This window comes from Ruegeria sp. H8, from assembly GCF_056532905.1.
In genome coordinates this window covers 37,783-62,090 of record NZ_JBQFNY010000005.1, presented here as the reverse complement: position 1 = coordinate 62,090, position 24,308 = coordinate 37,783, and the positions used below count along the sequence as shown (strand labels likewise).

Here is a 24,308-nt window from a genome sequence, read left to right as displayed (position 1 = left end):
ATCGCTGCTGCAATTTTGACTGCGGCGGAGGTTAGTAGGTTGCCACGCGCGGGTCGGACCGCTTCTCAAAAACGGAACCATCGTCTCCACAGCGAGGAGACGGGCCGGGCGGCCAGTTCACCGCCTGCGACAGGATCCAGACCACCCCGCGCAAGAATGCGGCGTTCCTCGGCACGGGTCATCTGGATTTCGCGAACCTTCAGCGCGGCTTCGCGCGCGGTGACATAGCTGCCGTCCGGTCCCGGTTCCATTCCGGGGATGTTGCGTCCCCGCGACCACATCCCGCGAATGCCCGACAGCGGGTGTTTCCACCCGATTTCGTCATCATTCTGCAAATGCCAGATCCGCTTCGCTTCGGCGATCGAGACCAGAGCGGCCAGCGGTTTGCCGTGCCGGGTCAGTATGATCACTTCGCGCGGGTCCCGTGCGCGGGTGACCAGAGCGCCCAAATGGGCGCGCGCATGGGAAATGGTGCAACGCATCGGCGAATCTCCGTATGTACGATTCGAAAGATTGGTGGCCCGAGAGTTGTACAAATCCTGCAATTCTCAACTAATGACGCGTGCGGTGGCCTTTGCGCCCGCAGCATAGGGCCAAAAACCGGGCTCAGGTTCAGGCCTGAAAATGTCCCGGGACAAACATGCGTGGAGTCGAAACTTCTCGGATTATCCACAAAGATTTCCCGGCAGATACCAACAATTTATCCCCGTCTAATTTTCATGCTGCAGTGCTATTTTCTTGTCAGATACAAGGCGTGCTGCAACAGTCTGACCACCACACAGGTTATTAGAAACCGAAGGTGGGACGCAAAGGCCCGGGGGTCTTGGCAGGGAGACTGGATCTTAGGATTTGCGTTGAACTGCAATGGCTTACCGGCGGGTGACCAGCCGAGTGAGGGTTTCGTGCCCAAGTCGGATGGCTACCTTCTCAGAAGGCCGATGCACGCTGTGATGTCCCTTCGGGGGCAATGCAGCCGCCGCAGCTTCTCAGGGGGCTGTGGCAACTGGATCGGGTGCTCTTCGGAGCGCATCGACCCGGTAAGGCGTCAGGAGTGTCCGAAAGGATGCATGCAAAGACCGCGTCTGCGCACCTGGCGCCTTTTCCCTTGCCGGATTTCGGTTTCATACAGGCTACCACTCACCCCTGCCGAAAGGGACCGGGGCTCTTCTGCGTGTGCGAAAGAGCCCCGATTTAGCGTCAGATGATGCAATGCCGCGTCTATGCACCTGTAAGGGAAAGCTACCGCGGCATGCCATGTCATTCAACTATATATTGAGAGAAGGCCCGCGCGCGGCGCAAAATAAAGTGTATTACAGGCTTTCCTGCACGTCGGTTGCTGCGCCTTGGATGGCATCTCCGGCTTTTTCGATATCCTTGCCGGCGCCTTTGGCGGTTTCGCAGGCAGTCAGTGCAAACAGGCTCAGGCCCATCAGAATTACGCGGATCATGTTCGTCTCCTTGGTGCTCGATTGTTTTTCGGTAGCACCTTTTATCAGCCGGAGCCAGTTCCTAGGTCCGGTCGTCGCTGCAGAAGAGCTCGTAAACGACTTCGAGCATGCGGCGGGGACGATCATCCGCCAGACGATAATAGATGGCTTTGCCTTCCCTGCGAGGTATCACCAACCCTTCAAGTCGCAGACGGGAAAGTTGCTGTGATACAGCGGCTTGTCTGGCGGACAGCAATTCTTCCAGTTCGGTGACGGATTTTTCACCGGACACCAGATGGCAGAGGATCATCAATCTGCCTTCGTGGCTTATTGCCTTGAGAAAATTGGAAGCGCGTGTCGCGTTGGTGACCATGCGGTCAAAATCTTCTTTTGACATGTCATTGGACAGCTGAGGAAGTGCCATCGATTGAGTTCCTTGCAAACCCGTTGGCCGGGTGTTGTTTCCGTTACGTAAAGAGACGTGAGTGTGAGACCCTTCAGTACATGTTTCGTACATTCATTTCTATATGTATGAATCAAAATAGCGTGATGTATGAAAGGGGAATTCGGATTGAACGTTCCCGCAACGCGTGGGGGCAGATGATTCACTTTAAGGCGATCTGCTGATCGTCGCCGGAAACAACAGATGGTTCGCCTTGACGATTGATGATGATCGACATTCGGTCAGCGTTCTCACTTGCCCCCCTTGCAGCCCCCCTTAGCCGACACTAAGACTCAGGTAACACTTGTTGGGATATTGTCCCGATCCATAGCTAAACAGGCAGGTTACGAATGTTCGATCCCGTAGAAACCTACATGAATACACTTGTCCCCATGGTCGTTGAGCAGACCAGCCGGGGCGAGCGCGCCTATGATATTTTCTCCCGCCTCCTGAAAGAGCGCATCATATTCATCAACGGACCGATTCATGATGGGATGAGCCATCTTGTTGTGGCGCAATTGCTGCACCTCGAGGCGGAAAACCCCAACAAGGAAATCTCGATCTACATCAACTCGCCGGGCGGGGTGGTGACCAGCGGTTTGTCGATTTACGACACAATGCAATACATCAAGCCGAAATGTTCCACATTGGTGATCGGTCAGGCGGCTTCGATGGGCTCGGTCCTTTTGGCCGGGGGCGAGAAGGGAATGCGCTTTTCACTGCCCAACAGCCGCATCATGGTGCACCAGCCCAGTGGCGGATACCAGGGCCAGGCCAGCGACATCATGATTCACGCGGCCGAGACGCAAAAGCTGAAGGATCGCCTGTATGATATCTACGTACGTCATACGGGGCAGACGAAAAAGGCGGTCGAAAAAGCGCTGGATCGTGACAATTTCATGAGCCCGGAAGAGGCCAAGGAATGGGGTCACATCGACGAGATCGTCGAAAACCGAGCGAAAATGGACACGGAAGAGGCCTGAGGCCGATACCCTGCGTCACCGGCGCGGGGGTCATTTTGAGATTGTAGCCGCCAGAGTGCTGGCCTAAGCTGCACACACAGGTGTAAGCGCCCCCGAAAGGGGCGCAGGGACGAAGCCCGAAAGGTAGATCATGGCGACGAATTCAGGCGGCGATGGGAAAAACACGCTCTACTGCAGCTTCTGTGGCAAAAGCCAGCATGAAGTCCGTAAGCTGATCGCAGGCCCCACGGTTTTCATCTGTGATGAATGTGTTGAGCTGTGCATGGACATCATCCGTGAAGAGACCAAGGCCAGCGGGCTGAAGTCATCTGACGGTGTTCCGACGCCCAAGGATATCTGCGAAGTGCTGGACGATTACGTAATCGGTCAGGCCACGGCAAAGCGGGTTCTGTCGGTGGCCGTGCACAACCATTACAAGCGTTTGAACCACGCTCAGAAAGCGGGCAGCGATATCGAACTGGCAAAGTCGAATATCCTGCTGATCGGTCCGACCGGTTGCGGTAAGACGCTGCTGGCGCAAACGCTGGCGCGTATTCTGGATGTGCCGTTTACCATGGCTGACGCGACGACCCTGACCGAAGCCGGCTATGTCGGCGAGGATGTCGAAAACATCATTCTCAAGTTGTTGCAGGCGAGTGAGTACAACGTCGAACGCGCGCAGCGCGGCATCGTCTATATCGATGAGGTCGACAAGATTACCCGCAAATCCGAAAACCCCTCGATCACACGTGATGTGTCCGGTGAGGGCGTGCAGCAGGCATTGCTGAAACTGATGGAAGGGACAGTGGCCAGCGTCCCCCCACAGGGTGGCCGCAAGCATCCTCAGCAGGAATTCCTGCAAGTGGACACGACGAATATTTTGTTCATCTGTGGCGGTGCATTTGCGGGTCTGGACAAGATCATTGCGCAACGTGGCAAAGGCTCGGCCATGGGCTTTGGTGCCGATGTGCGCGACAATGATGACCGCGGTGTGGGTGAGATATTCAAGGATCTGGAGCCCGAGGATCTGCTGAAATTCGGACTGATCCCGGAATTCGTTGGTCGTCTGCCGGTTCTGGCGACGCTTGAGGACCTGGATGAAGACGCGCTGGTGACCATCCTGACCAAACCCAAGAACGCATTGATCAAGCAATACCAGCGTTTGTTCGAACTGGAAGATGTTGAACTGGCCTTTACGGATGATGCACTGAAGGCAATTGCCAAGAAAGCCATCGAGCGCAAGACCGGTGCGCGCGGCCTGCGGTCTATTCTCGAGGATATTTTGCTGGATACGATGTTCGAACTGCCGGGCATGAAAAATGTCAGCGAAGTTGTGGTGAACGAAGAGGCGGTGATGTCCGACGCGCAGCCGCTATTCATCTATGCCGACGCGGCACCGGAATCGGCATCGGCGGGCTGAGGCCGGGCTGTTTGCCGCGACGGTGGGACTTCACTTGAACCGGTTCAGGGGGCCCTGCCCCCGCTGCCCTTCGGGCATCCCCCGGGATATTTTTAGCCAGATGAAGCTGCGGATCCGCCGCTCGCACATGAGTGTCGGTGCAGTCAGGCGGCGGAAGCTTAAGCAAGTTTTCGAACAACAAAGGTGACGGATTATGGCAGTGAAGCGAATTTCTTCGGGCGGTGAGTTCGAAGCCAAGGTCGGGTACTGCCGTGCGGTGGTTGCGGGCGGCTGGGTTCACGTCGCCGGTACTGTCGGGCAGGGCGAGGACGTGGTGGCGCAATGCCGGTCTGCGCTGGACATCATCGGCAAGGCGCTGGCTGAGGCGGGCGCAGGCTTTGACGATGTGGTTCGGGTCACCTACATGCTGCCCGATCGCAGTGAGTTTGAGCCGTGCTGGCCGATCCTGGCCGAAACTTTTGGCACCAATCCTCCGGCAGCGACAATGATCGAATGCGGTTTGATTGATCCGAAATACAGGATCGAGATCGAAGTTACCGCCTTTCTGCCGGAGTGACGCAGGTGGTATCAGGGGCACTGGACCTTGGCGGGCCTTTGGTCCATACCTTTCTTCGACGAAATGCCGGAGGCACCCGATGGGAATCCTGAACAGTCTTTTGCGAGCCGTGACCTGGTGGAATGGGTCGACTTTGAACACTCAGATCTACACTGCACGCAAGGGCGTGAAAGTGGGCGAAGACAATGAAGGCAACGTGTTCTATCGCAATGCCGACGACAGCAAGCGTTGGGTTATCTTCAATGGCGAGGCCGAAGCCAGCCGGGTTGATCCTGAATGGCATGGTTGGTTGCATCGCACTTGGGACGAGCCTCCGACAGATAAACCGCTGCCGCATAAGTCCTGGGAAAAACCACATCAGGAGAACCTGACCGGCACCGCGCTGGCCTATGCTCCTGCCGGCTCACTGCGTCGCGCGGAGCCGGTTGAACGTAAGGACTATGAGGCCTGGAGCCCGGAATAAACGAGGCGATAATGTCGACCCATAACTGGACCGAAGTTCTTGTCGGCGGCGTCGTTTTGGCCGGTGCTGTGGCATTTGGTGTCTATGCCAGCCAATCGACGGGCTTGTCGCAAGGGGCTGCTGGATACGAACTGGGCGCGTCTTTCAGGTCTCTGGAGGGTGTGGGTGTTGGCACGGATGTGCGCCTTGCCGGCGTCAAGATCGGAACCGTCACGGGTGTCACCCTGAACCCTGAAACCTACCGCGCTGACACGACTTTCACGATTGCGGACGGAATTCTGGTTCCGGACGACAGTGCCATTGTCATTTCCTCAGAAGGTTTGCTGGGGGGCAATTTTGTCGAGGTGATGCCCGGTGGGTCGCCATTCTACTTTGAACCCGGCGATGAGATCGAGGATACGCAGGGCGCGGTCAGCCTGATTTCTCTTCTGGTCAAGTTCGTAGCCGGAGACGGCAGCGAATGATACGCGCCGCGTTTCTTGCCTTGTTGCTGGCCGCCACAGGTGCGGCCGCGCAGCAGAAAGTTCAATCTGGACCCGGGGCAATGCTGCGGGGCCTGGACAAGGTGAACGGCCAGACCGTCGATGTTGAATTGAAGACCGGCGAGACGGCAGCGGTTTTTGGGCTGGATGTTGCCTTGGGAGATTGTCGTTATCCCGTGGACAATCCAACGGGTGACGCGTTCGCCTTTCTGACCATCTGGGAGAGCGGGAAGGCCGATCAGCTGTTTGACGGTTGGATGATCGCAACCTCCCCTGCGTTGAACGCGCTGGATCACGCGCGTTATGACGTTTGGGTCATTCGGTGTATCACACCTGCCGCCGATTGATTCAGCGATGCCGAGAAATCGGCGCTGTGGTTCAAGGCCTCTTCCAGCTCTTTCTTGTAGGCGCTGCGCGGAATTTCGATTGCGCCCAAAGAGGCCAGGTGCGCGGTCAGAAACTGCGTGTCAAACAGACGGAAGCCGGTTTGCCGCAGGCGGTCCACAAGATAGGCGAGGGCGATTTTCGAGGCGTCTTTGCGTCTTGAAAACATGCTTTCGCCGAAAAATGCTGCGCCCAGGGTCACGCCATAGACGCCGCCCACCAGCGTGTTGTTTTCCCATACTTCCAGTGAATGCGCATGCCCGGTTTGGTGCAACTGACGGTACAGGCCATGAAGTTCGGCGTTGATCCAGGTATCTGCCCTGTCGGCGCACCCGTCGACGACGCCGGAAAAATCCTGGTCGATCGAGATATCGAACCCGCAGTTTCGGATGCGGCGCGCCAGGCTTCGGGAAATGTGGAAACCGTCCAATGGAAAGACGCCGCGAAACTTGGGATCGACCCAAAACAGCTCGGGGTCATCGCGATGCTCGGCCATCGGAAAGATACCGATGGAATAGCCATGCAACAAAAGTTCGGGCGACAGGCTCATGTCAGGTATGAGGCAACCGGAGGGTATGGGCCCTCCGGTCCTTGGTGACTATTGTTCCATGTTCTCCGCAAGCCAGCGCTCCAGCCAGTGGATGTTGTAGTCGCCGCTGCGCAGATCGGGTTCCTGCAACAGCGCGTGGAACAGAGGGACCGTGGTATCGATGCCGTCGACAATCAATTCCCCCAGGGCGCGTTCCAGTCGGGCCAGCGCTTCGGCCCGGTCACGGCCCTGCACGATCAGCTTGGCGATCAGAGAGTCATAATAGGGTGGAATCGAATACCCGTCATAGAGAGCCGAGTCCATTCGAACGCCAAGGCCCCCCGGCGCGTGGTACGCGGTGATCTTTCCGGGGCAGGGCGAGAAATTTGGCAGCTTTTCGGCGTTGATCCGAACCTCGATGGCGTGGCCGTTGATTTCCAGATCGTCCTGACCGAACGACATCGGTTCACCCGCTGCGACAAGGATTTGTTCGCGCACCAGATCGACGCCAAAGATACCTTCGGTGACCGGATGTTCCACCTGCAGGCGGGTGTTCATTTCGATGAAATAGAACTCGCCATTTTCGTAGAGGAACTCGATGGTGCCGGCACCGATATAGTTGATTTTCGCGACCGCATCCGCGCAGATCTTTCCGATCCTGGCGCGTTCTTCGGGTGTTATGCAGGGGCCGGGGGCCTCTTCAAACACCTTCTGGTGGCGCCGCTGAAGCGAACAATCCCGTTCGCCCAGATGAACAGCCTTGCCTTTACCGTCGCCAAACACCTGAATTTCGATGTGGCGCGGCGTGGTCAGGTATTTCTCGATATAGACTTCGTCGTTGCCAAAGGCGGCCTTGCCCTCGGCCCGTGCAGTCATGAAGGCGCTTTCCATTTCGTCAGCGTTCATCGCAACCTTCATGCCGCGACCGCCGCCGCCTGCGGTAGCCTTGATGATGACCGGATAGCCGAATTCCTCACCGATCTTCTTGGCCGTCGCAAGATCAGGCACGCCGCCGTCTGATCCCGGCACGCAAGGCACACCCAGCGCCTTCATCGTGTCCTTGGCCGTAATCTTGTCGCCCATGACGCGGATGTGTTCCGCGGTGGGGCCGATGAACGTGATGCCGTGATCTTCGACGATCTGCACGAACTCGGCATTCTCGGACAGGAAGCCATAGCCGGGGTGGATCGCCTGCGCACCGGTGATTTCACAGGCCGAAATGATCGCGGGCACGGACAGGTAGCTTTGGGGGCTGGGCGGGGGGCCGATGCAGACCGATTCGTCCGCCATGCGCACATGCATTGCGTCGCTATCCGCGGTGGAGTGGACGGCTACCGTCTTAATCCCCATCTCGCGGGCGGCGCGGATGACGCGCAGGGCGATCTCGCCTCGGTTGGCAATCAGGATCTTGTCGAACATGGGCCCGCCTTACTCGATGATGACCAGAGGTGTGCCGAACTCCACAGCGTCGCCATCGCCGACCAGAACACGTTTGATCGTGCCCGACTTGGGCGCGTGGATGTGGTTCATGGTCTTCATCGCTTCGACGATCAGCAGCGTGTCGCCTTCGGACACGGAAGCGCCGACCGAGATAAATGCGGGCGCGCCGGGCTCGGGCTGCATGTAGACGGTTCCAACCATGGGTGAGGTCACCGCGCCAGGGTGGCTGGCCGGATCTTCCTGAGCAGCCGGGGCTTCGGCCACGGCAGGCGCAGCCGCGGCAGCAGCGGCAGGAGCTGGTGCTGCCGCAGGGACGGCAACCTGAACCGGTGCGGCTGCGGCCTGTGTCAAGCGGCTTACGCGCACGTTCAGGCTGTCTTCCTCACCATATTCGCGCTTTACCTGCAATTCGGTCAGGTCATTGTCACGCAGCAACTCGGCCAGAGCCTTGATGAATGCCACATCCGCTTCGTGTTTGGTGTCTGTCATGAGTGTCCTCGACGGTTCCCCTTTGGCCCGTCTGTTTCTTGCGGGCTCTGATCAAATTACGCAGGGTTATAGGCTAAGCGGCGGTGCATGAAAAGCGCCGACTCGCACCATCACAGGCGGGAATCCCGTATAATTTAAAGGGGCGGACAGATTACAGAGGCATCCCTGACAATTTGGCGACAAGCTCGGACAGTTTGCGGGCGCCGAATTTCTCAAGCAGGCGGGCGCGATAGGCTTCGATTGTGCGGTAACTCAGGCCCAGTTCGGCGCCGATTTCTTTGGCGGACAGGCCGCGGCAGGACAGGATCGCCACTTCGCGTTCTCGAACGGTCAATTCGACAAGGGGACGTTCTTCCGAGATGTCGGAAAAGCTCCAGATTCCATGGCGGAACGGGTCATCGGGCGTCAAAGAGCGGCCACGGGCGCGGCACCAGAACAGATCGCCATTGCGCCGCCGCATGACGCGCTCATCCGTATAGTACCCGGTGTCTCGCATCACTTGCAGGCTGCGTTCCCCGATCCTCTCCCAATCCGCGACCGAAGGATAGAGATGCAACAGCGGCATGTTGCGGTAATCGGCCTCTTCCCCGCCGAAAGTGCGGGCGAATTGCAGATTGCAGCGTCTGATGATCCGGTTTTCCAGTTCAACAAGCCCGATCGGTGCGTATTCAAAGGCGGGGTCACTCATCCGCTTATCGTGCCGGGAAACCACGCGGAATTGAAGGGGAGATGCGGTTTCTTGTGGCCATTGATGCGCATTGGCGGCTGCCGCTTTTGTTAAGGTTGTAAACATGGTTTGAAAATATCTCGGTAAACCAGTGAAACACATGATATGTTCTGAAAAAAGAGGCTGAATCCTGGTCAGGAGAATACGATCATGCGTGATATGTTGACGGGAAGCCGTATTCGGGAAAGACGGCAGATTGCAGGGCTTCGGCAGGCAGAACTTGCCCGCCTCGCCGGGATATCCGCGTCTTACTTGAATCTGATCGAACATAACCGCCGACGGATCGGTGGCAAATTGCTGGTGGATATTGCGTCTGCGCTTTCTGTCGAACCCTCTGTCCTGACACAGGGGATCGAGGCAACCCTTGTGTCGGCCCTGCGGGAAGCGGCGGATGACGCCGTCGGGCAGCAGGCCGAAGTGGACGGGCTGGAGGAATTTGCCGGGCGCTTTCCCGGATGGGCCGGAGTTCTTGCGCAGATGCACCGCCGGGTTGTTTCGCTTGAGCGGAATGTCGAGATATTGTCGGACCGGCTGACTCATGACCCGCATCTTGCGGCATCAATGCACGAAGTGCTGTCAACGGCGGCGGCGATTCGTTCAACAGCGGCAATTCTTGCAGACACAGAGGACATCGAGGCAGAGTGGCGAGAGCGGTTTCACAAAAACCTGCACCAGGATGCAGAGCGGCTGGCCGGCAGTTCAAAGGCACTTGTAACCTTTCTGGACGAAAGCGACTCGTCAATTGATCCGCGCGGTGTTCCGCTTGAAGAGGTCGAAGCGTTCTTCGAAACGCGCAGGTACAGTTTTCCGGAATTGGAACAGGGCGAGGACGTGGATGCCGTTGATCTGAGCGGTCTCAACACGTCGGCTGCCCGAACTGTGGCGCGTGAAGTTCTGAAGATGTATCGCGATGATGCAATCGCTTTGCCGCTGGATGCTCTTCGATCAAGTCTGCAAAAAGGCGACACGGATCCCATCGCGTTGGCTTATCGCTTTTCCGTGGACGTCGCCACCGTTCTGCGTCGATTGGCGTTCATACCCGATGACGTGTTGCCGCAGCCGGTTGGCATGGTGCTGTGCGATGCATCCGGCAGCGTATTGTTCATCAAGCCGATTCCGGGCTTTGCTTTGGCGCGGCATGGTGAGGTTTGCCCGCTGTGGCCGTTGTTCACGGCTTTGAGCCGCCCACTTGTTCCGGTGCGCAAGCAGGTTGTCCAGATGGGGCGGACCCCGGCTGAATTCGAATGCTTCGCCTATGCTTGGCCTTATGCGGTATTGGGGTATGATCAGGATCCCGTTTATCGCTCGGTTATGCTGGTCCGTTCGGGCAACGAGGCGGCAGGTGACGCTCCGGTCACGCAAGTCGGGCCGAACTGCCGCGTCTGTCCCAGCAATGCTTGCAAGGCCCGCCGCGAACCGTCGATTTTGAGCGAAGGCTTTTGACACTTTCCCGACAGAAGGCTTAATCTGGCGGGGACCGATCTGAGGATGGAGGAACGGTCTTGGGGAGGAACTGAAAATATGAGCCGTAAGGTTCTGTTGATCGAGGACGAGCCGAACATTGCCGAGGCAATCCGGTTTCTGCTGACCCGCGAGGGATGGCAGGTAGACACGCATGGCGATGGCACGGATGCGGTTCAGGTGATTCAGAGGGCACAGCCCGATCTGGTCATTCTGGACGTCATGCTGCCGGGCAAGAGCGGCATGGATATCCTGCGGGACATCCGAGAGATGGAAGAGCTGGCAGGTTTGCCGGTTTTGATGCTGACGGCGCGCGGTCAATCGCGCGACAGGGAAATGGCGGAAAACGCTGGTGTCAGCCGTTTCATGACCAAACCGTTTTCCAATGCCGAAGTTCTGACGGCCGTGCGTGATCTTCACGCGCAGGCGACGCGAATATGATGTCTGGCGAGGGCAAAAAGGGCGCACCACAGGGCGCACGCCCCTCGCTTTTTCTCGAACGTCAAAGCTATCGCCGACGTAGGCTGGCGGATGCGGCGCGGCTGCTGCCGTTCTTGGGGGCGGCTCTGCTGGCGCTTCCGTTGCTGTGGCCCGATCAGCCCGGCAAGGGCGAGGCTGTCCCCTTGTCGTCGGCAATGTATTACATCTTTGTCTGCTGGGGGGCTCTGATCGTGGTAGGGTTGGTTTTCGGAGTTGCCGCCCGCCGTTTGGGCGTGCGCGAGGATCAAGACGCGGACGCTGAGTGATGGCAACCATTAACACGCTGATCCTGGTCTGCCTTGGCTATGTCATCTTCTTGTTCGCCGTGGCTTTCGCTGCTGACCGGATGGCTGCGGCAGGGCGGGGCAAGTGGCTGCGCTCGCCCCTGATCTATACCTTGTCGCTGTCGATCTATTGCACGGCGTGGACGTTCTATGGTGCGGTGGGCAATGCCGCGCGGTCCGGGTTGGAGTTTGTAACGATTTACCTTGGCCCAACCCTGGTGATGGTCAGTTGGTGGTGGGGATTGCGCAAACTGGTGAGGGTCGGGCGCAGTCAGCGGGTGACCTCGATCGCGGACCTGTTGTCATCGCGCTATGGCAAGTCGAACACGCTTGCCGTGTGTGTGACCGTTCTTGCCGTGCTTGGCGGGACACCCTACATCGCGCTCCAGTTGCAATCGATCACCCTGTCCTTTTCGATTTTCGCCGAAGCCGATCCATCGGGTCTGTATCGCGAAGGGTCCAGCGTATTCTGGATGGCAGCGGGGCTTGCCGTGTTCGCAATTCTTTTCGGCACGCGCAATCTGGACGTGAACGAGCGTCACCACGGTGTGGTCACCGCCATCGCCGTGGAGGCCGTTGTCAAACTGTTTGCTCTTATCGCCGTGGGCGTTTTCGTGGTGTGGGGTATTGCCGGTGGCATTGGCCCGATGATGGAGAGGATAGATGCCTCGGAAATCGGACAGTGGAACGTCGACGCCGGGCGCTGGACGACTTTCATATTCCTGTCCGCCGCAGCCTTTATCTGCCTGCCGCGGATGTTTCAGGTGATGGTGGTCGAAAATGATGACGAAAGCCATCTGCGAACCGCCGCCTGGGCGTTTCCGCTCTATCTGCTTTTGATGAGCCTTTTCGTCGTGCCAATTGCCGTCGTTGGTCTGGATCTGTTGCCAGAGGGGGCCAATCCCGACCTGTTCGTGCTGACGGTGCCGCTGTCGCAGGGCAATGACTGGTTGGCCATGCTGTCCTTTATCGGCGGGTTTTCGTCCGCAACGTCGATGGTCATCGTCAGCGCAATGGCCTTGTCGACGATGGTTTCGAACCATGTGGTCATGCCCATTTGGTTGAACACGCATGAGGGTACGGGCTCGGTCTCGGGCGATGTGCGCAGCATCGTTCTGGTTGCGCGCCGCGTGTCCATCGCCGTGATCATGGCGTTGGGTTACTTTTATTATCGGTTGTCCGGTGGGGGGGCGGCGCTGGCCTCGATCGGATTGATTGCCTTTGCCGGAATCTCGCAGATTCTGCCTGCTTTGGTCGGGGGATTGTTCTGGCGCGGTGCAACCCGGACAGGGGCGCTGGTCGGGTTGAGCGTAGGTTTCGCACTTTGGATATATACGCTGTTGTTGCCAGGTATGGGCGCGCCGTGGATGCCGGAAGCCGTCATGCAGAATGGGCTGTTCGGCCTTGCCTGGTTGCGTCCTCATGCCCTGTTCGGGATCGAAGGGATCGATCCGATGGTCCATACCGTGATGTGGTCCCTGTCCCTGAACACCATTGCCTTTTGCATAGCGTCCCTTTTGAGCTTTCCCAGCCCTCTGGAGCGTTTGCAGGGGGCACAGTTCGTCAATGTTTTCGATCACTCGGTTTCACCCGGTGGCTGGTCCGGCTCGGTGGCGCAAAGCGAAGACCTGATGATCATGACACAGCGTATTCTGGGCGCCGCCCCGGCGCAGGAGTTTTTTCAGGCAGAGGCTGAAAAACAGGGCGGCCGGTCACATATGCCAGAACCGACCCCGGGTTTCCTGAACCGGCTGGAACGAGAGTTGAGCGGGTCGGTTGGCACTGCCACGGCGCATGCGATGATTGCGCAAATCGTCGGTGGGTCTTCAGTTTCCGTAGAAGATCTGCTGGCGGTGGCGGATGAATCGGCCCAGCTTCTGGAGTATTCGGGGAAGTTGGAAGAGAAGTCGTCGGAATTGTCCCGTACGGCGCGCCAATTGCGCGAAGCAAACACCAAGCTTACGCAGATTTCCGAACAAAAAGACAGTTTTCTCAGCCAGGTCAGTCACGAGTTGCGCACGCCGATGACCTCGATCCGGGCGTTTTCCGAAATCATGCGGGATACAGAGGGTCTGAGCCGCGAGGAACAGACCCGTTATGCCGCAATCATTCACGATGAGGCTTTGCGCCTGACTCGGCTTCTCGACGATCTGCTGGATCTGAGCGTGCTGGAAAACGGGCAGGTCAATCTGAACCTCAGCGATGACAGTCTGCGTTCGGTTCTGGACCGTGCGGTATCCAGCGCGCTGGCCGGGGCCGAGCGGAAAATCACGGTTCGCCGAACTCTTACGGCCGAGCGAATGTCCCTGCATACGGATCTGGACCGGTTGGGGCAGGTGTTCATCAATCTGATCTCGAACGCTCAGAAATACTGTGACGCGGAAGAACCGGTTTTGGTCATTTCAGCTCACGACGTCGGCGGCAGGGTCATCATAGATTTCATCGACAACGGCAGCGGCATTCCACCGGGCGCGCGTTCGATGGTGTTCGAGAAGTTTGCCCGTGTCGGGGTCGACAAGGCAGGGGGCGCAGGTCTGGGCTTGGCCATTTGCCGTGAGATCATGCAGCGGTTGGGCGGTGAGATCACATATTTGCCCGGGCAGGGCGGTGCGGCGTTCCGGGTCAGCTTGCCTTTGGCTTTCCAGCAGGCCGCGCAATGACACGGCTATAAAGAACTTCTTAACGCTCGGCAGGGTAAACCAATAGCCAGTTATTGAAGCTATTGGTGATCGGGCGCCATGTCACAAACCGTCAGCGCCGCTTTGGCGCGCAAACTGTCTGTTGGACGAAAAGATCTGGGCGATCGCCCGCGTTCGGTTCTGCGGGCGCTGCGTTTGGGGTTTGCGCGGGCGGCAAGTGATCGATTGAACCTTCCCTTGGCTGTCATCGGGGCAAAACAGGCCAGCCGCACGCAGGATGACATGGTGGAATCAGTCGCTCAGGATTGGCTTATGCTGGTGTTTGACGGGCCCGAGGGGCGCGTAGGGATTTGCCTGAGCCCACATGTGGTGTCCGCCATTGTGCAAACCCAGACCATCGGTGAAGTACTGTCCGGTGATCCCGACCCAAGGGCCTTTACGGATACGGACGCCGCCATGGTGGCGCCATTTATCGAAACCGCTGTGACCTTGACCGCCGGCTCAATAGACGCCGCGGCCGAGCAGGTCTGCCTGACGGGATACGAGTTCGCGGCACGTACGAAAGATTCGCGCGGCTTGTCGTTGGCCATGTCCGAAGATGAATACCGCGTCTTCGATCTGACGGTTGATCTGGCCGGCGGGGCGCAGCAGGGACAGATCTCGATCTTTCTGCCAGAGCATCCTGCCACGCCGGATAAGGCAGAGGAGGTCACGGACCCGGCCGGTCCCCGGCTTGAGCAGGCATCGGGTGTTGTTCGGGCGGAACTGAACGCCGTCTTGTGCCGGATGTCGCTGCCACTGTCCGATCTGTCAGAAATTCAACCTGGATGTGTTTTGCCATTGCGCGGGGCGCGCCTGGACAGAACTGAGATATTGACCATCGATCGCAAGCCAGCGGGCGTTGGCCGCCTTGGTCAATGTGGCGGGTTGCGCGCCATTCGGTTGAACGAACATTCTACCCCGCCCGCCTTGTCGGGGGACGACGCGCAGGAGTTCATCGAAAGCCGAGGGAGAATGCAGCCGCACGATGACCTGGTCGAACCGGTTTCCAGCGCGGTCGATGTCATGCCTCCGGCAATAGAGGGCGCGGGTTTGGACCTGACGGACAACAATCTGTCACTGAACGATTCCGAACGCATGGTCGCAGAGATTTCGCAACTGGCTGGCCTTGACGCGGCCGACACGAATCCCGGCGCGGAATAGGGGCTAGTCTGCCTTGCTGCGGAAGTGTTCCAGGGCAGGGCGCAGGTTTTCCAGTTGATACCCGGCATTTGTCGTGGCGGCCAGAATGTCGTCCGTGCTCATGCGGTCGCATTGACCAAGGGCCCAGACCACCGAACACCGAGTGCCTGAGGCGCAATAAGCCAGAACCGGGCCATCGCAGTTTTCTGCCAGGTCACGCTGCTGCTTTGCAATCTCGGGCGTCATGGTCTGGTGGGTCAGTTCCAACACCTCGTATTCCATGCCTGCCGCACGGACGGCTTCACCGATCGCGTCGGATTGCATGATCGCGGGAACCTCAACATCGGGCCGGTTGCAGATCACCTTGACGAAGCCTGCCTCGGCAATTGCTGGGACGTCTTCTACCGTGATCTGCGGTGAGACAGCATAGCGGGGCGTGATCGGTCGAATCTCCATGCCAAATCCTTAGGCCGCGTTTGCGGCTCTGTCCAGTTGCGCCCCCAGCGTTGGCGCGATGAACATGCCTGCAACCATCGCGATCAGGAAGACCAAGCCACCCAAACCACCATATGTCAGCGAGGCCATCGCCGGTCCCGGGCAAAGCCCGGCCAAGCCCCAGCCCATTCCGAACAGGACGGAACCAATGATGAGCCTGCGATCAACCTCGGACCTCGGAGGAGGTGGAAAATCGCCTCCGGTCAATGCCTTGCGCCCAGAGATCAGCCTCCAGGCCACAAGCATCGGCAGGATGGCGCCGCCCATCACAAAGGCCAGGGTCGGGTCCCAGTTTCCGAAAACATCCAGCCAGCCCTGAACCTTGGTCGTGTCCGTCATGCCCGAAACCAACAATCCGGCACCGAACAGGGATCCTGCGAGCAAAGCAATCAAAAGGCGCATCAGATCAACCCCCAAACATGGCGCAGCAGGACGAGGGTCATTCCGCCGGCAAGGATATAGAATACGGTGGCCACGATGCCGCGCAGAGAAAATCGCGAGATGCCACAGACCCCGTGACCCGACGTGCAGCCATTGGCGAAACGCGTTCCCACACCGACCAGAAGCCCGGCCACAACAACAAGGCCCAGATTGCTGGTGAGATGCGTTTGGGCCTCGGGGGCGATCAGTGGCCGCAGCAGAAGCGGCATACCGATCAACCCGGCGATAAAGGCCAGGCGTTCGGCTTTGGTGTCGCGGGCCTCACCGTCGACAAGGCCACCCAAAATGCCGCTTGCACCCATGATCCTGCCATTTCCAAGCAGGTACACGGCTCCGCCCAGGCCAATCAGCAGGCCACCGCACAGCCCCCAGATCCACTCGATGTTCATGTGGGATAATCCTTTTTAGAGTGACTTGACTTGCGTCAGATTTTGTTCACCGGCAGCTTCAGGAATACATCGCCTTGCTCATCGGCAGGCGGCATTTGCCCCGCCCGCATATTGACCTGCAAAGAGGGCAGGATCAGGCGCGGCATGGCAAGGGTGGCGTCCCTTGCGTCACGCATTTCCACGAATTCTTCGATGCTGCGTCCTTGTCCGATATGGACGTTCAGCGCTTTTTGTTCACCTACCGTCGTCTCCCAGGCGTATTCATCTCGGCCCGGCGCTTTGTAGTCGTGCCCGACAAAGATGCGCGTTTCGTCCGGCAGCGATAGGATTTTCTGGATCGATTCAAACAGTGTGGCTGAGGAGCCTCCGGGAAAATCGCAGCGCGCCGTGCCGAAATCCGGCATGAACAGCGTGTCGCCCACAAAGGCGGCGTCGCCTATCACATAGGTCAGGCAGGCCGGGGTATGGCCCGGGGTATGAAGAACATCGCCGCGCATCTGCCCAATGTGAAAACTGTCCCCCTCCGAGAACAAGGCGTCGAACTGGCTGCCATCGCGCTGGAATTCGGTTCCTTCATTGAAGACTTTGCCGAACGTGTCCTGCACGGTGACGATCTGAGCGCCAATTCCGATTTTGCCACCCAGTTCCTGTTGCAGGTAGGGGGCCGCAGACAGGTGATCGGCGTGAACGTGGCTTTCCAGAATCCACTCAACCTTTAGATCGTGCGCGCGCACAAAGTCGATGATTGCGTCAGCCGATTTTGTCTCTGTGCGCCCCGAAGCATGATCGAAATCCAGAACACTGTCGATGATGGCGCAGGCACGCCCTTGCGGTTCATGAACAACGTAGGACACCGTGAAGGTTTGATCGTCAAAAAACGCTTTCACTGCGGGTGTCATGATTTCCTCCGTATCGGTTGTCATTATCATATATGTAAAATGGAATGTGATGCAACATCGAACCTGTGTTTGATGCGCGTCAAGGCATTCACGATTAAATCAGCTTAAACTTTAGCCCATCCGCGCCGGATTGCCGAAAACGCGAATGTGTTGGGCAATATCCCGCACAATTTCAGGTTAATATCAGCGGGTCTTATTCCCGTTACCTATATTTGGGATACTGGCGACACTTGGGAGGGTATTATGACATCGACAAGTCTTTATTCCGAAGCAGAACGGCTTGAACAAGAGCTCAGAAATGCGTGCCTTGATACGCGTTTGGCGCTTCAGCCGAGTGTGAGCAAGGTTGTCGACCGTATGCGACAGCAGGGGATGCAGGTGCCGTCCCGCCTGCGGCGTCTGGATGCAGCCCTGTGCGAAGACGCTATGGAAGCGCAGTTCGATAACCTGCCGATTTGAAACAAGTGGTCATCCAAAGGATATCCCGAGGATGACCAGCATCAATCCAAGGACGGACAGGAACAAAGACGCCAGGTTCCAGGGCAAAACGCCCTGAACGGTCGCGCGCAGTTCGTCGTCTGACAGACCCGCCTTGCGCGCTTTCATCACGCGAAGAATACACCAGATCAGGCCGGCGAGGCCGGTCATAGAAAGGGCTGCGCCGCCCCAAGTGATGAATTCGAACATGGTGCCCTACATCTCTTCGTGAACTACCCCCGCGCTTACCGGATCGGATCACGCCGTACAAGTGTGCTCGGGGATTGGGTGGGATTGGGTGCTTGCGACCCGGGCTGCGGCATTGTATCCGGCTTCCTGCATCAGATTTCAGCCCTTGGGACGGACGCGTATGGAAGGCATATTCAAAGATCAGGCTGCCCCCAACTGTCGCGTGACTGCCGATGAGCGGTGCCAGTTCATCGAACGGTTTGAGGGGCTGGATACGGTGAATACAAGCCGGTGGAACAACGGAAAAAAGCCATGGCTGCGGCTCGGGCACGTCGTTGCTTCTGCCTCTCGAGAACTGTTTTGTGTGTAGCAACCAAAGCTTGAGGCGAATACAGGTGGTATGAACTGTATTCTCTTAGCGGTGATGATCCAGAATTGGGAAGAATTGGATGAGCATGTCGGAAGAAGCAGAAGCAAGTTACAAGGTCACCTCTGGGGAGTTGCGCCAATTTGTTGAGCGTATCGAGCGCTTGGAGTTGGAAAAGAAAGACATCGCGGATCAAATAAAGGAAGTGTACGCAGAGAGTAAATCGCGCGGCTACGACGTGAAGGCTCTTCGCAGCATCATTTCTCTCAGAAAAAGAGATAAGGATGATATTGCCGAGCAAGAGGCTGTCATCGAGATGTACAAAGAAGCCTTGGGCATGAACTAAGGCCGGTTCTTGGCAAAAGCGCTAATTCATTCGGGCTGACGAAAGCTTCAGCCCGAACAGCGTGTCACTGGCCAAGACTGCAACATGTACAGCCAGACAGGGCAGAGATTTCAAAAATCGCAGACTTGGCTGGCTGTCCGGTGATAACTTTTGCCTCAGTTGCCTTGTGGGTTTGCAGGGTCCTTGTCGACGACCAGATCTGTTTTACACAGGCAGATATTCAATGTGTCAGAAAGCCGAAGCTGCGGTTGCTGAAGACCTTGTTGCCTTTTTTGATGGTTTATCCGAGGCAAGACCTGCCTCGTGATTGCCCGAAGGCTTGCGGCTCAAAGGCTGGGTTCTTTTGGCATTGAAGATCGTTGAAGATTCCTGTTCCGCCTTTTGCGGAGTGACACATGCGATTGGGCTGTGGCGAAATCCCGACCGACCCTGCGGCATTGCGGGTGCGAGCGCCGCAAACCATCCTTTAGATCAACCAAAAGGCCGGTCATGCACCAACCAACAAAGCCTGACCACTCAAGTGGGGCTACTCGGCGCGACCGACACCTTTTTGGCATAAGGCATGGTGGTGTTAAGAACTCAGCGCTCGGTAATGAAGGACAGCCCGGACACGAGTTGTCTCAGTCCAAGCGCCGCGCCCGCAAAGATCGCGGCGAATGTCACGGGCGCGCTGTATGCCAGAAGTGAGAAGGCAGATATGCCTTGTCCGACGCTGCAACCGACTGCGATGATCGCTCCGGGGCCCATGATCGCCGCGCCCAGCATCTGCCGTTTCAGTTCGCGCGGATCTTCGCAGGCTTCCCAGCGAAAATGACCCTTTGACCAGGACCCCAAAAATGCGCCGATCAGAACGCCCGAGACTGATCCGACGGCAAAAGACAAAGTGTTTCCGGACGCTGTCATCAAGTAGAATATCGTGTCACCCAAGGGTGCCGCGAAGGTATGCGTTTGCACCGGCTCACCGTCAAAACCGTGGGTTGCTACCCAGTTCGTTCCAAGCCAGCCCGAGACGATCGCCAGTCCAACCATAGATCCCCAAAACACCTGCGCTGGCGTACGCCGGAACTGCTGGTTCGCCAAAGCGAAGACCACCAAAACGACACCGACGGCGGAACCGACGAGCCACGCCGGAACAGAGGTCAACCGTTCAGCTAGAAAGCTGACGCTTTGGGGCGCGCTGATATCCATTTCCACTGGAAACAGCCAAACCCGCAGATATGCCAGGGGGCCGGACATTACGACATACGCCGAAAGGCCCATGATCAGGACGATGACGAAGGATCGAAGGTCGCCGCCTCCCAACCTTGCCAGCGCGCCATAGCCGCAGTTCCCGCTGATGGCCATTCCATAACCGAACATGAGGCCGCCCACGATCGAACCGATCGGGTTCCAGGTCTGGGCAAGGTAGCGTGTTCCCACAGGGTCAAGCCACCCGAACGCCATGGCGGCATGGCTTCCAACAATCGCGACGCCAATCGCAACCGCCCACATGCGAAGTCGCCGATCATCGCCTGCGTAAAGGTAGTCTTCGATGGCACCCAACGTGCAAAAGCGACCGATGCGCGCAGCCAGCCCCAAAGCGATGCCCCCAATCAAACCGATCAGAGCAACGGCATTTGCGTCTCCCAATGCTTCGAACATTGCCAGTCTCCTCCCAAAGCTGGCGGCGTCTTGACCGGCTTCTACGTGTCCCGGCAGAAAAGATCGTAAACGACTTCCAGAATTTGCGTCGAACGATCATCAGCCAATCTGTAATAAATTGTCTTACCCTCGCGCCGTGTTTTGACCAAGCCTTCAAAGCGCAGTCGGGATAATTGTTGGGATACGGCGGCCTGTCTCGCCGACAGCATCTCTTCCATCTGGGTGACGGACTTTTCACCCGATGACAGATAGCACAAGATCATCAGACGCCCCTCGTGGCTGATGGCCTTCAGGAAGTTTGATGCCGTCTGGGCATTCTCCATCATTCGGTCCAGATCTTCTGCACACATGTCCTTTGTGAACACCGGCAGTTTCGATGGTTTGTCCAAAAGGATCGCCTCGCTTTCTCAGCTTCACGCATTCAAAACAGTTTATGTAATTTGCCGCCGATTAGCCAGAGGTCTCAACCTGTACCCCTGCGTCACGCAGCATCACGCCCAACAACCCCCAGAAAAAGTCTTCGCCGGGGTAGCCTTCGATCCGGCCGACTTCGTGGCCGTTGTCCAGCAAAACAAAGGTCGGAGTGTAGTAGAGAGGTCGTTTCAGGGTGATCCCATCCGGCAGGGATTCATGGATGTCGACACGCTGAAGCGGGGCGGCATTTCCTTCCTGTGTTTTCGGGTAGATCCCCGAGATTTCGGAATCCCATCGGGCACACCACATGCACCCATCTTCTTCGGCCATCAAAAGCGTCATTTCCGCCCGTAAAGCCAGGGGCGAAACAAGCAATGTGACCGCAAGCACAAGCAGGAAAAGGTGGCGCATCTCAAGCTCCGATTGACCGCAGCGTCATATCTTTATTACTTTGAATGTATGAATGATAGCGCGCCAGGACGGGTTTGACCATGCTCGACATCACATTTGCAGGGGCTTTGGTCGCAGGGCTGTTGTCATTTCTGTCCCCATGCATCCTGCCGATTGTGCCGTTTTACCTCAGTTACCTGGCGGGTGTCGGGATGGAGCAGATTTCTGCCAGTTCAGTCATTTCCGGCAACGTTCGCCGCAGGGCAACGCTTTCTGCAATCGCTTTTGCAGCAGGGATCATAACGATTTTTATGGCCCTTGGAGCCACGGCTTCGATATTCGGTCAAATGATCCGCGAATACTTCGATATCCTTCGATGGATTGCCGCGGCCATCATCATGGCGATGGGCTTGCATTTCCTGGGGCTGATTCGCATCGGGTTTCTGTATCGCCAGTTTCGGGCAGATGTCGGTGAAACATCAAACCTGAGCCTGATTGGTGCTTATGTTCTGGGGCTCGCATTTGCTTTTGGCTGGACGCCCTGTGTCGGGCCCGTGCTTGCTGCAATCCTGTTTACGGCGGCCGGAACCGAGACGGCTTGGCGCGGTGCGATGCTTTTATTCGTTTACGGGGTGGGAATGACTGCCCCCTTTGTTCTGGCGGCCTTTTTGGTGCGCCCCTTCATGCAGTGGATGGCGCGGTTCAGAAAGCATTTGCCCCTGATCGAGAAGGCCATGGGCTGTCTGTTGATTCTGTTCGGCGCTTTGATCGCAACCAACTCGATCAATCGCGTGGCCCAATGGATGCTGGACCATATGCCCTGGCTTGCGGCCATCGGATAATACGGGAGGACAACATGAAGCGAACATTGTCAGTTTTGATGGCGTGCTTGTTGGGCGTGGCGGTTTCCGCCGCCGAGCTTGGCGACGACGGGTTGCACAAAACACGGTGGATGCGCGACACGTTCAAAGACCTTCGCGAGGATCTTGACGAGGCGTCAGATGAAGGCAAGCGCCTGGTTTTGTTTATCGAGCAACAGGGCTGCATCTATTGCAAGAAAATGCACGAAGAAGTTTTCCCCCAGCCCGACCTGGCGGCGTACATCGAAGACAACTTCTTTGTCGTCCAACTGGATCTGCACGGAAGCACCACGGCCACCGACTTTGACGGGGAAGAGAGCGAGCAAAGAGCGCTGATGCGCAAATGGGGGATTCTGTTTACGCCGACCCTTGTATTTCTGCCGGAAGAGGTTCCCGAGGACGCCACCGCCATTGATGCAGCGGTTGCAGTCATGCCGGGGGCGTTTTCGAAAGGAACAACCTTGGATCTGTTCACCTGGGTCTTTGAAAAGCGGTACGAACTTGAAAATGGTGAAGATTTTCAGCGCTACCACGCACGGCGCATTCAGGAGCGAAACAATGTTTCGCAAGACTGAGGTCGGGGGGTATAAATAAAAAAATTCATTGTAATGAATTTAATGTTGCGACAGACCGCCCTCGTCGACTACGGTACACAAATGCTTTGGGTCGCAAAGCGCCGTCGGCGTGTTAGCAAATGGGAGGGATCATGAAGCTGAGACTCTTAACATTGGTCTGCGCAATGACAGGGGGTGCCGCGTTTGCCGCGGATACCGACCCGAAAAACGTAACCTATGGTGAATATGGTGCCGTTGAGGTCTCGTTGACCGGCGCGGCCGGTGACGCGGCAAAAGGCGCGCTGATCGTTGGCGACAAGTCAAAAGGCAATTGCGTGGCGTGCCATGCGGTCTCGGCTTTGGCCGATATTCCGTTCCATGGCGAGGTTGGCCCGGCGCTGGATGGTGCCGGTGATCGTTGGTCCGAGGCCGAGCTTCGCGGATTGGTTGCAAACGCGAAAATGACGTTCGAAGGCACGGTGATGCCGGCATTCTACAAGGATGACGGCTATATCCGCCCGGGCGACGCCTATACCGGCAAAGCCCCGACCGAGCCTCTGACGTCGATCCTGACAGCGCAGGAAATCGAAGACGTGGTCGCGTTTCTTGCAACCCTGAAAGAGGAATAGTCGCGCTTGTCCAGCGTGATTTTTCGAAGACTCAAAGGAGATTGAAAATGGAACTCTCTCGCCGCGAAACTCTGGCCCTTGGGCTGGGCGCCGCGTTCCTGACAATGATGCCGTTTCGTGCAAATGCGGCCGCTGAGGATGCGATTGCCGCGTTTACCGGTGGGGCGGATGTGGCCGACGGCGGTGTTACACTGACGGCACCTGAAATCGCCGAAAACGGAAACACCGTACCGATCGAAGTAAGCGCCCCAGGTGCAGCATCGATTCTGATCGTTGCAGCAGGCAACCCCGAACCGGGCGTCGCAACGTTCAACTTTGGCCCACTGGCCGCTGAACAGGCCGCTTCAACCCGTATCCGCCTTGCCGGAACGCAGGATGTCATTGCCGTGGCGAAGATGGCAGATGGCAGCTTTGCCAAGGCATCCGCGACCGTAAAAGTGACAATCGGCGGCTGCGGCGGCTGATAGCCACGCGCGCCTCGAAGAACAGGAGACTAACCAATGGCATCCGGTGTGAAACCCCGCGTCAAGGTTCCGAAGAAAGCCGCAGCTGGCGAAACCGTCACGATCAAGACATTGATCAGCCACAAGATGGAAAGCGGACAGCGCAAGGACAAAGAAGGCAACGTCATACCTCGGTCGATCATCAACCGTTTCACCTGTGAGTTTAACGGCGAAATGGTGATCGATGTGACGATGGAGCCGGCAATCTCAACCAACCCGTATTTCCAGTTTGAGGCAACCGTGCCCGAGGCAGGTGAGTTCGTGTTCACCTGGTACGATGACGACGGCTCTGTCTACGACGAGAAGAAATCGATCGAGATCGCCTGACGGCTCGACCACTAAGGCAG

Annotated in this window: 33 protein-coding genes; 18 read left to right on the top strand and 15 right to left on the bottom strand. The window is 57.5% G+C overall.

Features of this window, described 5'->3' with window-relative positions:
• Positions 1–65: 65 nt before the first annotated feature.
• The 3 genes from ACR0A2_RS13445 to ACR0A2_RS13435 form a co-directional block, all read right to left on the bottom strand.
• The gene (locus ACR0A2_RS13445; RefSeq protein WP_480835521.1) at positions 66–482 is read right to left on the bottom strand and encodes a type II toxin-antitoxin system Phd/YefM family antitoxin; all 417 of its coding nucleotides are present in this window, start codon (positions 480–482) and stop codon (positions 66–68) included.
• 828 nt (positions 483–1,310) lie between these two features.
• On the bottom strand, positions 1,311–1,448 hold the full coding sequence (locus tag ACR0A2_RS13440; RefSeq protein ID WP_152457342.1) for an entericidin A/B family lipoprotein: 138 nt from the start codon (positions 1,446–1,448) through the stop codon (positions 1,311–1,313).
• A gap of 61 nt (positions 1,449–1,509) precedes the next feature.
• Positions 1,510–1,851 (bottom strand): ArsR/SmtB family transcription factor, encoded by a 342-nt coding sequence (locus ACR0A2_RS13435; protein ID WP_152457343.1) that lies wholly within the window; start codon positions 1,849–1,851, stop codon positions 1,510–1,512.
• A 368-nt stretch (positions 1,852–2,219) separates the two neighbouring features.
• Between ACR0A2_RS13435 and ACR0A2_RS13430 the strand changes: the two genes are divergently transcribed.
• The 6 genes from ACR0A2_RS13430 to ACR0A2_RS13405 all read left to right on the top strand — a co-directional run bounded on the left by ACR0A2_RS13430 (position 2,220) and on the right by ACR0A2_RS13405 (position 6,099).
• A complete protein-coding gene (locus ACR0A2_RS13430) occupies positions 2,220–2,852 on the top strand; it encodes an ATP-dependent Clp protease proteolytic subunit (RefSeq protein WP_117869644.1) in 633 nt (210 codons plus the stop codon).
• 130 nt (positions 2,853–2,982) lie between these two features.
• On the top strand, positions 2,983–4,251 hold the full coding sequence (gene clpX, locus ACR0A2_RS13425; protein ID WP_480835518.1) for an ATP-dependent Clp protease ATP-binding subunit ClpX: 1,269 nt from the start codon (positions 2,983–2,985) through the stop codon (positions 4,249–4,251).
• Between the two features lie 193 nt (positions 4,252–4,444).
• On the top strand, positions 4,445–4,807 hold the full coding sequence (locus ACR0A2_RS13420; protein WP_171229658.1) for a RidA family protein: 363 nt from the start codon (positions 4,445–4,447) through the stop codon (positions 4,805–4,807).
• Positions 4,808–4,886: 79 nt separating this feature from the next.
• On the top strand, positions 4,887–5,270 hold the full coding sequence (locus ACR0A2_RS13415) for an NADH:ubiquinone oxidoreductase subunit NDUFA12 (RefSeq protein WP_152457346.1): 384 nt from the start codon (positions 4,887–4,889) through the stop codon (positions 5,268–5,270).
• 11 nt (positions 5,271–5,281) lie between these two features.
• The gene (gene mlaD / locus ACR0A2_RS13410; protein ID WP_152457347.1) at positions 5,282–5,734 is read left to right on the top strand and encodes an outer membrane lipid asymmetry maintenance protein MlaD; all 453 of its coding nucleotides are present in this window, start codon (positions 5,282–5,284) and stop codon (positions 5,732–5,734) included.
• Positions 5,731–6,099 (top strand): DUF2155 domain-containing protein, encoded by a 369-nt coding sequence (locus tag ACR0A2_RS13405; RefSeq protein WP_480835516.1) that lies wholly within the window; start codon positions 5,731–5,733, stop codon positions 6,097–6,099. The genes mlaD and ACR0A2_RS13405 overlap by 4 nt, the downstream gene beginning before the upstream one ends.
• On the opposite strand, the gene aat is transcribed toward ACR0A2_RS13405, so the two are convergent.
• The 4 genes from aat to ACR0A2_RS13385 form a co-directional block, all read right to left on the bottom strand.
• A complete protein-coding gene (gene aat / locus ACR0A2_RS13400) occupies positions 6,054–6,686 on the bottom strand; it encodes a leucyl/phenylalanyl-tRNA--protein transferase (RefSeq protein WP_480835514.1) in 633 nt (210 codons plus the stop codon). The genes ACR0A2_RS13405 and aat overlap by 46 nt on opposite strands.
• A 48-nt stretch (positions 6,687–6,734) precedes the next feature.
• Positions 6,735–8,084: an acetyl-CoA carboxylase biotin carboxylase subunit gene (gene accC, locus ACR0A2_RS13395; protein ID WP_171117652.1), complete on the bottom strand. Its 1,350-nt coding sequence runs from the start codon at positions 8,082–8,084 to the stop codon at positions 6,735–6,737.
• A gap of 9 nt (positions 8,085–8,093) precedes the next feature.
• Positions 8,094–8,594: an acetyl-CoA carboxylase biotin carboxyl carrier protein gene (accB, locus tag ACR0A2_RS13390; RefSeq protein ID WP_171232527.1), complete on the bottom strand. Its 501-nt coding sequence runs from the start codon at positions 8,592–8,594 to the stop codon at positions 8,094–8,096.
• A gap of 151 nt (positions 8,595–8,745) precedes the next feature.
• On the bottom strand, positions 8,746–9,282 hold the full coding sequence (locus tag ACR0A2_RS13385) for a LuxR C-terminal-related transcriptional regulator (RefSeq protein WP_152457352.1): 537 nt from the start codon (positions 9,280–9,282) through the stop codon (positions 8,746–8,748).
• 189 nt (positions 9,283–9,471) lie between these two features.
• Here ACR0A2_RS13385 and ACR0A2_RS13380 point away from each other — a divergent pair, with 189 nt between their 5' ends.
• The 5 genes from ACR0A2_RS13380 to ACR0A2_RS13360 all read left to right on the top strand — a co-directional run bounded on the left by ACR0A2_RS13380 (position 9,472) and on the right by ACR0A2_RS13360 (position 15,388).
• Positions 9,472–10,764 (top strand): helix-turn-helix domain-containing protein, encoded by a 1,293-nt coding sequence (locus ACR0A2_RS13380; protein ID WP_480835511.1) that lies wholly within the window; start codon positions 9,472–9,474, stop codon positions 10,762–10,764.
• 78 nt (positions 10,765–10,842) lie between these two features.
• A complete protein-coding gene (locus ACR0A2_RS13375) occupies positions 10,843–11,223 on the top strand; it encodes a response regulator transcription factor (protein WP_152457354.1) in 381 nt (126 codons plus the stop codon).
• On the top strand, positions 11,220–11,528 hold the full coding sequence (locus tag ACR0A2_RS13370) for a hypothetical protein (RefSeq protein ID WP_254430124.1): 309 nt from the start codon (positions 11,220–11,222) through the stop codon (positions 11,526–11,528). The genes ACR0A2_RS13375 and ACR0A2_RS13370 overlap by 4 nt, the downstream gene beginning before the upstream one ends.
• Positions 11,528–14,206, top strand: a complete 2,679-nt coding sequence (locus tag ACR0A2_RS13365; protein WP_480447552.1) for an ATP-binding protein — start codon at positions 11,528–11,530, stop codon at positions 14,204–14,206. Before ACR0A2_RS13370 ends, ACR0A2_RS13365 begins: the two co-directional genes overlap by 1 nt.
• Positions 14,207–14,284: 78 nt before the next feature.
• A complete protein-coding gene (locus tag ACR0A2_RS13360; RefSeq protein WP_480835508.1) occupies positions 14,285–15,388 on the top strand; it encodes a FliM/FliN family flagellar motor C-terminal domain-containing protein in 1,104 nt (367 codons plus the stop codon).
• A 3-nt stretch (positions 15,389–15,391) separates the two neighbouring features.
• Here the strand turns inward: ACR0A2_RS13360 and ACR0A2_RS13355 are convergent, their stop codons facing one another.
• Genes ACR0A2_RS13355 through ACR0A2_RS13340 form a run of 4 tightly spaced genes read right to left on the bottom strand, consistent with a single transcriptional unit; the run spans position 15,392 to position 17,591 of the window.
• Positions 15,392–15,823 (bottom strand): protein tyrosine phosphatase family protein, encoded by a 432-nt coding sequence (locus ACR0A2_RS13355; RefSeq protein WP_171641115.1) that lies wholly within the window; start codon positions 15,821–15,823, stop codon positions 15,392–15,394.
• A 9-nt stretch (positions 15,824–15,832) separates the two neighbouring features.
• Complete coding sequence (locus tag ACR0A2_RS13350) at positions 15,833–16,264, bottom strand: DUF6691 family protein (protein ID WP_171170714.1); 432 nt, start codon at positions 16,262–16,264, stop codon at positions 15,833–15,835.
• The gene (locus ACR0A2_RS13345) at positions 16,264–16,692 is read right to left on the bottom strand and encodes a YeeE/YedE family protein (RefSeq protein WP_480835506.1); all 429 of its coding nucleotides are present in this window, start codon (positions 16,690–16,692) and stop codon (positions 16,264–16,266) included. Before ACR0A2_RS13345 ends, ACR0A2_RS13350 begins: the two co-directional genes overlap by 1 nt.
• 35 nt (positions 16,693–16,727) lie before the next feature.
• The gene (locus ACR0A2_RS13340; RefSeq protein ID WP_152457360.1) at positions 16,728–17,591 is read right to left on the bottom strand and encodes an MBL fold metallo-hydrolase; all 864 of its coding nucleotides are present in this window, start codon (positions 17,589–17,591) and stop codon (positions 16,728–16,730) included.
• 243 nt (positions 17,592–17,834) lie between these two features.
• Between ACR0A2_RS13340 and ACR0A2_RS13335 the strand changes: the two genes are divergently transcribed.
• On the top strand, positions 17,835–18,050 hold the full coding sequence (locus ACR0A2_RS13335) for a hypothetical protein (RefSeq protein ID WP_152457361.1): 216 nt from the start codon (positions 17,835–17,837) through the stop codon (positions 18,048–18,050).
• 9 nt (positions 18,051–18,059) lie between these two features.
• Here ACR0A2_RS13335 and ACR0A2_RS13330 read toward each other — a convergent pair whose 3' ends face one another.
• A complete protein-coding gene (locus ACR0A2_RS13330) occupies positions 18,060–18,278 on the bottom strand; it encodes a hypothetical protein (RefSeq protein ID WP_152457362.1) in 219 nt (72 codons plus the stop codon).
• Between the two features lie 428 nt (positions 18,279–18,706).
• Here ACR0A2_RS13330 and ACR0A2_RS13325 point away from each other — a divergent pair, with 428 nt between their 5' ends.
• On the top strand, positions 18,707–18,970 hold the full coding sequence (locus ACR0A2_RS13325; RefSeq protein WP_152457363.1) for a DUF2312 domain-containing protein: 264 nt from the start codon (positions 18,707–18,709) through the stop codon (positions 18,968–18,970).
• Positions 18,971–19,549: 579 nt separating this feature from the next.
• Here ACR0A2_RS13325 and ACR0A2_RS13320 read toward each other — a convergent pair.
• The 3 genes from ACR0A2_RS13320 to ACR0A2_RS13310 form a co-directional block, all read right to left on the bottom strand.
• On the bottom strand, positions 19,550–20,611 hold the full coding sequence (locus tag ACR0A2_RS13320) for a YeeE/YedE family protein (protein WP_480835503.1): 1,062 nt from the start codon (positions 20,609–20,611) through the stop codon (positions 19,550–19,552).
• A 41-nt stretch (positions 20,612–20,652) separates the two neighbouring features.
• Entirely contained in the window at positions 20,653–20,961 is a 309-nt protein-coding gene (locus ACR0A2_RS13315) for an ArsR/SmtB family transcription factor (RefSeq protein ID WP_170345129.1), read from the bottom strand.
• A gap of 100 nt (positions 20,962–21,061) precedes the next feature.
• On the bottom strand, positions 21,062–21,436 hold the full coding sequence (locus tag ACR0A2_RS13310) for a hypothetical protein (protein WP_480835501.1): 375 nt from the start codon (positions 21,434–21,436) through the stop codon (positions 21,062–21,064).
• 80 nt (positions 21,437–21,516) lie between these two features.
• On the opposite strand from ACR0A2_RS13310, the gene ACR0A2_RS13305 reads away from it, so the two are divergent.
• The 5 genes from ACR0A2_RS13305 to soxZ all read left to right on the top strand — a co-directional run bounded on the left by ACR0A2_RS13305 (position 21,517) and on the right by soxZ (position 24,288).
• Positions 21,517–22,257 (top strand): cytochrome c biogenesis CcdA family protein, encoded by a 741-nt coding sequence (locus tag ACR0A2_RS13305; RefSeq protein ID WP_224857308.1) that lies wholly within the window; start codon positions 21,517–21,519, stop codon positions 22,255–22,257.
• Positions 22,258–22,271: 14 nt separating this feature from the next.
• A complete protein-coding gene (locus ACR0A2_RS13300; protein ID WP_480835499.1) occupies positions 22,272–22,850 on the top strand; it encodes a thioredoxin family protein in 579 nt (192 codons plus the stop codon).
• Positions 22,851–22,981: 131 nt separating this feature from the next.
• Positions 22,982–23,458 carry a sulfur oxidation c-type cytochrome SoxX gene (gene soxX / locus ACR0A2_RS13295; protein WP_480619491.1) on the top strand — a complete coding sequence of 159 codons (477 nt, stop codon included), beginning with the start codon at positions 22,982–22,984 and terminating at the stop codon, positions 23,456–23,458.
• Between the two features lie 47 nt (positions 23,459–23,505).
• Positions 23,506–23,922, top strand: a complete 417-nt coding sequence (gene soxY / locus ACR0A2_RS13290) for a thiosulfate oxidation carrier protein SoxY (RefSeq protein ID WP_152457370.1) — start codon at positions 23,506–23,508, stop codon at positions 23,920–23,922.
• 36 nt (positions 23,923–23,958) lie between these two features.
• Positions 23,959–24,288, top strand: coding sequence for a thiosulfate oxidation carrier complex protein SoxZ (gene soxZ, locus ACR0A2_RS13285; protein WP_152457371.1), 330 nt, complete (start codon positions 23,959–23,961; stop codon positions 24,286–24,288).
• Positions 24,289–24,308 lie beyond the last annotated feature (20 nt).

What these genes read in the sequence shown, in the direction of transcription:
- ACR0A2_RS13445 (WP_480835521.1), bottom strand. Translation starts at nt 482, where the DNA reads ATGCGTTGCACCATTTCCCATGCGCGCGCCCATTTGGGCGCTCTGGTC.
- ACR0A2_RS13440 (WP_152457342.1), bottom strand. Translation starts at nt 1,448, where the DNA reads ATGATCCGCGTAATTCTGATGGGCCTGAGCCTGTTTGCACTGACTGCC.
- ACR0A2_RS13435 (WP_152457343.1), bottom strand. Translation starts at nt 1,851, where the DNA reads ATGGCACTTCCTCAGCTGTCCAATGACATGTCAAAAGAAGATTTTGAC.
- ACR0A2_RS13430 (WP_117869644.1), top strand. Translation starts at nt 2,220, where the DNA reads ATGTTCGATCCCGTAGAAACCTACATGAATACACTTGTCCCCATGGTC.
- clpX (WP_480835518.1), top strand. Translation starts at nt 2,983, where the DNA reads ATGGCGACGAATTCAGGCGGCGATGGGAAAAACACGCTCTACTGCAGC.
- ACR0A2_RS13420 (WP_171229658.1), top strand. Translation starts at nt 4,445, where the DNA reads ATGGCAGTGAAGCGAATTTCTTCGGGCGGTGAGTTCGAAGCCAAGGTC.
- ACR0A2_RS13415 (WP_152457346.1), top strand. Translation starts at nt 4,887, where the DNA reads ATGGGAATCCTGAACAGTCTTTTGCGAGCCGTGACCTGGTGGAATGGG.
- mlaD (WP_152457347.1), top strand. Translation starts at nt 5,282, where the DNA reads ATGTCGACCCATAACTGGACCGAAGTTCTTGTCGGCGGCGTCGTTTTG.
- ACR0A2_RS13405 (WP_480835516.1), top strand. Translation starts at nt 5,731, where the DNA reads ATGATACGCGCCGCGTTTCTTGCCTTGTTGCTGGCCGCCACAGGTGCG.
- aat (WP_480835514.1), bottom strand. Translation starts at nt 6,686, where the DNA reads ATGAGCCTGTCGCCCGAACTTTTGTTGCATGGCTATTCCATCGGTATC.
- accC (WP_171117652.1), bottom strand. Translation starts at nt 8,084, where the DNA reads ATGTTCGACAAGATCCTGATTGCCAACCGAGGCGAGATCGCCCTGCGC.
- accB (WP_171232527.1), bottom strand. Translation starts at nt 8,594, where the DNA reads ATGACAGACACCAAACACGAAGCGGATGTGGCATTCATCAAGGCTCTG.
- ACR0A2_RS13385 (WP_152457352.1), bottom strand. Translation starts at nt 9,282, where the DNA reads ATGAGTGACCCCGCCTTTGAATACGCACCGATCGGGCTTGTTGAACTG.
- ACR0A2_RS13380 (WP_480835511.1), top strand. Translation starts at nt 9,472, where the DNA reads ATGCGTGATATGTTGACGGGAAGCCGTATTCGGGAAAGACGGCAGATT.
- ACR0A2_RS13375 (WP_152457354.1), top strand. Translation starts at nt 10,843, where the DNA reads ATGAGCCGTAAGGTTCTGTTGATCGAGGACGAGCCGAACATTGCCGAG.
- ACR0A2_RS13370 (WP_254430124.1), top strand. Translation starts at nt 11,220, where the DNA reads ATGATGTCTGGCGAGGGCAAAAAGGGCGCACCACAGGGCGCACGCCCC.
- ACR0A2_RS13365 (WP_480447552.1), top strand. Translation starts at nt 11,528, where the DNA reads ATGGCAACCATTAACACGCTGATCCTGGTCTGCCTTGGCTATGTCATC.
- ACR0A2_RS13360 (WP_480835508.1), top strand. Translation starts at nt 14,285, where the DNA reads ATGTCACAAACCGTCAGCGCCGCTTTGGCGCGCAAACTGTCTGTTGGA.
- ACR0A2_RS13355 (WP_171641115.1), bottom strand. Translation starts at nt 15,823, where the DNA reads ATGGAGATTCGACCGATCACGCCCCGCTATGCTGTCTCACCGCAGATC.
- ACR0A2_RS13350 (WP_171170714.1), bottom strand. Translation starts at nt 16,264, where the DNA reads ATGCGCCTTTTGATTGCTTTGCTCGCAGGATCCCTGTTCGGTGCCGGA.
- ACR0A2_RS13345 (WP_480835506.1), bottom strand. Translation starts at nt 16,692, where the DNA reads ATGAACATCGAGTGGATCTGGGGGCTGTGCGGTGGCCTGCTGATTGGC.
- ACR0A2_RS13340 (WP_152457360.1), bottom strand. Translation starts at nt 17,591, where the DNA reads ATGACACCCGCAGTGAAAGCGTTTTTTGACGATCAAACCTTCACGGTG.
- ACR0A2_RS13335 (WP_152457361.1), top strand. Translation starts at nt 17,835, where the DNA reads ATGACATCGACAAGTCTTTATTCCGAAGCAGAACGGCTTGAACAAGAG.
- ACR0A2_RS13330 (WP_152457362.1), bottom strand. Translation starts at nt 18,278, where the DNA reads ATGTTCGAATTCATCACTTGGGGCGGCGCAGCCCTTTCTATGACCGGC.
- ACR0A2_RS13325 (WP_152457363.1), top strand. Translation starts at nt 18,707, where the DNA reads ATGAGCATGTCGGAAGAAGCAGAAGCAAGTTACAAGGTCACCTCTGGG.
- ACR0A2_RS13320 (WP_480835503.1), bottom strand. Translation starts at nt 20,611, where the DNA reads ATGTTCGAAGCATTGGGAGACGCAAATGCCGTTGCTCTGATCGGTTTG.
- ACR0A2_RS13315 (WP_170345129.1), bottom strand. Translation starts at nt 20,961, where the DNA reads ATGTGTGCAGAAGATCTGGACCGAATGATGGAGAATGCCCAGACGGCA.
- ACR0A2_RS13310 (WP_480835501.1), bottom strand. Translation starts at nt 21,436, where the DNA reads ATGCGCCACCTTTTCCTGCTTGTGCTTGCGGTCACATTGCTTGTTTCG.
- ACR0A2_RS13305 (WP_224857308.1), top strand. Translation starts at nt 21,517, where the DNA reads ATGCTCGACATCACATTTGCAGGGGCTTTGGTCGCAGGGCTGTTGTCA.
- ACR0A2_RS13300 (WP_480835499.1), top strand. Translation starts at nt 22,272, where the DNA reads ATGAAGCGAACATTGTCAGTTTTGATGGCGTGCTTGTTGGGCGTGGCG.
- soxX (WP_480619491.1), top strand. Translation starts at nt 22,982, where the DNA reads ATGAAGCTGAGACTCTTAACATTGGTCTGCGCAATGACAGGGGGTGCC.
- soxY (WP_152457370.1), top strand. Translation starts at nt 23,506, where the DNA reads ATGGAACTCTCTCGCCGCGAAACTCTGGCCCTTGGGCTGGGCGCCGCG.
- soxZ (WP_152457371.1), top strand. Translation starts at nt 23,959, where the DNA reads ATGGCATCCGGTGTGAAACCCCGCGTCAAGGTTCCGAAGAAAGCCGCA.